2 protein-coding genes and 1 rRNA gene are annotated in these 4,259 nt (G+C 70.5%); 1 reads left to right on the plus strand and 2 read right to left on the minus strand.

Annotated features, from left to right (window positions below):
* Both ACME2J_RS21975 and tyrS read right to left on the minus strand, forming a co-directional pair.
* Positions 1-341 (minus strand): 16S ribosomal RNA (locus ACME2J_RS21975); the annotation flags it as partial.
* 452 nt (positions 342-793) lie between these two features.
* On the minus strand, positions 794-1,984 hold the full coding sequence (gene tyrS, locus ACME2J_RS21980) for a tyrosine--tRNA ligase (RefSeq protein ID WP_495547087.1): 1,191 nt from the start codon (positions 1,982-1,984) through the stop codon (positions 794-796).
* 122 nt (positions 1,985-2,106) lie between these two features.
* Here tyrS and ACME2J_RS21985 point away from each other — a divergent pair.
* Positions 2,107-4,259: transglycosylase domain-containing protein (locus ACME2J_RS21985; RefSeq protein ID WP_495547088.1), on the plus strand; the 2,153-nt coding region annotated here is incomplete at its 3' end.

Here is a 4,259-nt window from a genome sequence, read left to right on the forward strand (position 1 = left end):
TCTGGGCCGTGTCTCAGTCCCAGTGTGGCTGATCGTCCTCTCAGACCAGCTACCCATCGTCGCCTTGGTAGGCCATTACCCCACCAACAAGCTAATGGGCCGCGGGCCCATCCTGATGCGGAGGCCGAAGCTTCCTTTCCTCCAAGCCCTTATGGGCCGGGAGCACATTCGGTATTAGCTCCGGTTTCCCGGAGTTGTCCCGATCATCAGGGCAGGTTGCCCACGTGTTACTCACCCGTTCGCGGCTTTGCCCCAGGGCAAGCCCTGGTTCGTCGCTCCACTTGCATGTGTTAAGCACGCCGCCAGCGTTCGTCCTGAGCCAGGATCAAACTCTCCGTGAAGAACTGCTGGCCGGCCGCCGAAGCGGTCGACCGTCACGAAAAGCTGTCATGACCTGTTGATGGGAGCCCCTTACACCTGGCGGCTCCCGGTACATGACGGGATTTTGTTTCTCAGGCCCATCGGTTCCGGCTAAGGACCGATGGGTCGAACCTGGACGCACACCTCACTCCGATCTCTCGGATGAAGGTGCGCATGCTGTTGAGTTGTCAAAGACCGCCGCGCCTCGCGCTGAGGAGGACTTCCTCTTCAGAGACGCGCCCGGGGAATTCGGACCCCCCGGGCACCGGGCCGATCAGGTTAGCACGTTTCGAGCGGGGAGTGCAAGGTCTTGCGTCCCGGCCGCGCGTGCTTCCGTACGGCGCCGGGGCAATATAGCGAGAGGCGCGAGAGCGTGCGTCGTGACCCCTGCCCCGCGCTCGCAAGGCCTCCGAAGAGGCCGCCGCAGAGCCGTTCAGCGCTCGAGGACGACCCGCGCGAAGGCCCGCTTCCCGACCTGCAGGGTCGCGCCGTCGATGCGCGCGCTCGGGACGTCGAGCTCGTCGGCGGTGAGCGCCTCGCCGTCCAGGCGCACCCCGCCCGACGCGATGAGGCGCCGTGCCTCCCCGCGCGAGCGGCCGAACGCCTCAGCGATGACGGCCGGGACGTGCACGACGTCGCCGGCGTCCCGGACGACGTGCTCTGGGATCTCGCGCGGTGCGGTGCGGTCGACGAAGACCCGGTCGAAGTCCTCCTCCGCGCTCCGTGCCGCCTCGTCGCCGTGGAACCTCGTGACGAGAGCGCGCGCCATCGCGCGCTTCGCGTCACGCGCGCCCGCGCGCGCGGGCGGGTCGTCGAGCGCCAGCAGGCGCCTCCAGGTCGGCATGACGTCGTCGGGGATGCTGAGGACCCGGCCGTAGATCTCGCCCGGCTCCTCGGTGACCCCCACGTGGTTGCCGAGCGACTTCGACATCTTCTCGACGCCGTCGGTCCCCGGGAGGATCGGCACCGTGAGCACGCACTGCTCCGGATGGCCGTAGGCGCGCTGCACGTCGCGGCCGAGGAGGAGGTTGAACGTCTGGTCGGTGCCGCCCAGCTCGACGTCGGCGCGCACGGCGACGGAGTCGTAGGCCTGCAGCAGCGGGTAGAGGAGCTCGAGGACGGAGATCGGCCGCTTCTCGGCGAAGCGCGTCGCGAAGTCCTCGCGCTCGAGGAGCTGGGCCACGGTCGTCGTGCGCGCCAGCCGGAAGAGCTCCTCCATCGCCATGTCGAGCCACTCGCTGTTGAACCGGACCTCGAGCGACTCGGGATCCTCGCGCAGGACCCGGAACGCCTGGTCCTGGTAGGTCCGCGCGTTCTCGTCGATCTCCTCGGCCGAGAGCGCGGGCCGGGTCGTCGAGCGGCCGCTCGGGTCGCCGACCCGGGCCGTGAAGTCGCCGACGATGAGGACGACGACGTGGCCGAGGTCTTGGAACTCCCGGAGCTTCTGCAGCACGACGGTGTGCCCGAGGTGGAGATCGGGCGCGGTCGGGTCGAGGCCGAGCTTCACCCGCAGCGGACGCCCTGCCTCGGCGGCCTCGCGGAGCCTGGCCTCGAGACCTCCCTCCGGAAGGCTCGCGACCGTGTTGCGGGTGAGGAACGCGGCGGCGGAGGCGGGATCGGACATGGGGCGCGATGGTAGACTTCCCGCCTTCCGGACCGGCTGCCGCCTCCTGCTCCGGACGAAGGCCCGCGCACCCGTGTCGCGCGGAGACACCGGCGTTCCTCGAACGCCGGACGCCCGCAACGATGAGACCGCGCCGTCCCTTCCAGAAGCGTCCCCGTCTCCGCGCCGTCGCCGACGCGCAGGGCGACGGGACCCCCGAGCGTCCGAAGGTGAAGTGGCTGCGGCTGCTTCTCCTCCTCGTCCCCCTCGGCCTCCTCGCGCTCGTCTCGACCGTCTTCGGGATGATGATGGCGGTCGCCGCCGACCTCCCCGACCTCGAGAACCGGCCGGAGTACCGGGAGAAGGGCGGCGCGCGCAACTCGGTGATGGTGGACGTCCACGGCCGGACGCTGGGGCTCCTGGCGAGCGACCAGAACCGCATCATCCTCCAGGACGACGCCGACATCTCGCCCTGGATGAAGTTCGCGATCATCGCGGTCGAGGACCAGCGCTTCTACGAGAACAGCGGCGTCGACCTCCGGGGCATCGCGCGCGCGTTCGTCAACGACCTCCGCGGCGGCGCGCGCCAGGGCGGCTCGACGATCACGCAGCAGTTCGTGAAGAACGCGCTCGACGCCCAGGACCAGCGGACGCTCTTCCAGAAGCTCCGCGAGGCCGCGCTCGCCTACCACCTCACGCGCCAGTGGTCGAAGGAGAAGATCCTGCGCGAGTACCTCAACTCGATCTACTTCGGCGCCGGCGCCTACGGCGTCGAGGCGGCCGCCCGCACCTTCTTCGGCAACGACCCGGACCACGCCGGCTGCGGCACCAACGAGCGGCCCTGCGCGAAGGAGCTCGAGATCCACGAGGCGGCGCTCCTCGCCGGCGTCGTCGCCTCGCCGTCGCGCTACGACCCGCAGGTCAACGCCCGCGCGGCCCGCGTCCGCCGAGACCTCGTGCTCGACAAGATGCTCGAGCAGGGGAAGATCAACCAGGTCCAGCACCGCCGCGCGATCGCCGAGCCGCTCGTGACCGGCGAGATCGAGCCGCCGCGCGTCGAGTCGCGCGCCCCGTACTTCACCGCGTGGGTCCGCCAGCAGCTCGTCGACCGCTTCGGCGCCCGGCGTGCCTTCGAGGGCGGCATCAAGGTCCGCACGACGCTCGACCTCGACCTCCAGCGCCATGCGGAGCAGGTCGTCGGCCAGCACCTCTCGAACCCGGGCGGTCCGACCGCCTCGCTCGTCGCGATCGACAACGACAGCGGCGAGGTCCGCGCGATGGTCGGCGGCCGCGACTTCGACTCCGAGCCCTTCAACCTCGCGACCCAGGGCCGGCGGCAGCCCGGCTCGGCGATCAAGCCCTTCATCCTCGCCGAGGCCCTCCAGCAGGGCCTCGGTCCGGGGTCGACGTTCCCGTCCCGCAAGCGCGAGTTCACCGTTCCCGGGACCGACGGCAAGGAGAAGTTCGTCGTCAACAACTTCGAGGACTCCTACGCGGGCGTGTCGACCCTCGCCCGGGGCCTCACGTACTCCGACAACGCCGTCTACGCCGCGGCGGGCATCAAGATCGGCACCGACAAGGTCGCCGACCTCGCCGAGGAGATGGGCATCCGCAGCGAGGTCTCCGAGAACTACGCGATGACGCTCGGCGGCCTCGAGGAGGGGGTCACCGTCCTCGACATGGCGCACGCCTACGAGACGTTCGCGGAGGAGGGCGTGAAGACGACGGGGTCGCTCGGCACGAGCGAGGAGGGCCCGGTCGCGATCAAGGAGGTCGAGACGCTCGAGGGCGGCCGCTGCGTGCCGAGCCTCTTCGACGGCCCGTGCGTCCGCGAGAACGAGCGGAAGCGGCGGCGCATCCTCCGCGAGGGGGTCGCGCGGACGACGCGACAGATCATGTCGACGGTCGTCACCCAGGGCTCAGGCAAGCGCGCTCAGATCGGGGAGTTCGCCGCCGGCAAGACCGGCACGACGGAGAACTACGGCGACGCCTGGTTCGTCGGCTTCACCGACCGCATGACCGTCGCGGTCTGGGTGGGGTACCCCGAGGGCTTCACGCCGATGGAGACCGAGTTCGCGGGGAAGCCGGTCGCCGGCGGCACGTTCCCCGCCGTCATCTGGCGTGACTACGTCACCGGCGCGAACCGGCTCATCGACGAGCGCGCCAACGCGGAGCGTCGCAAGAAGGGGCTTCCGCCGAAGGAGGAGGCCCCGCCGCCGCCCCCGGCGGCCCCCGAGGAGAGCGGGGCGCCCGTCGAGGGCGCCGATCCGGGCGAGCCCGAGGGCGAGGGGACGGG

This window comes from Paraconexibacter sp. (assembly GCF_059438195.1).

Excerpts from the sequence above, each read along its gene's own strand:
- tyrS (WP_495547087.1), bottom strand. The coding sequence starts at position 1,984 with ATGTCCGATCCCGCCTCCGCCGCCGCGTTCCTCACCCGCAACACGGTC.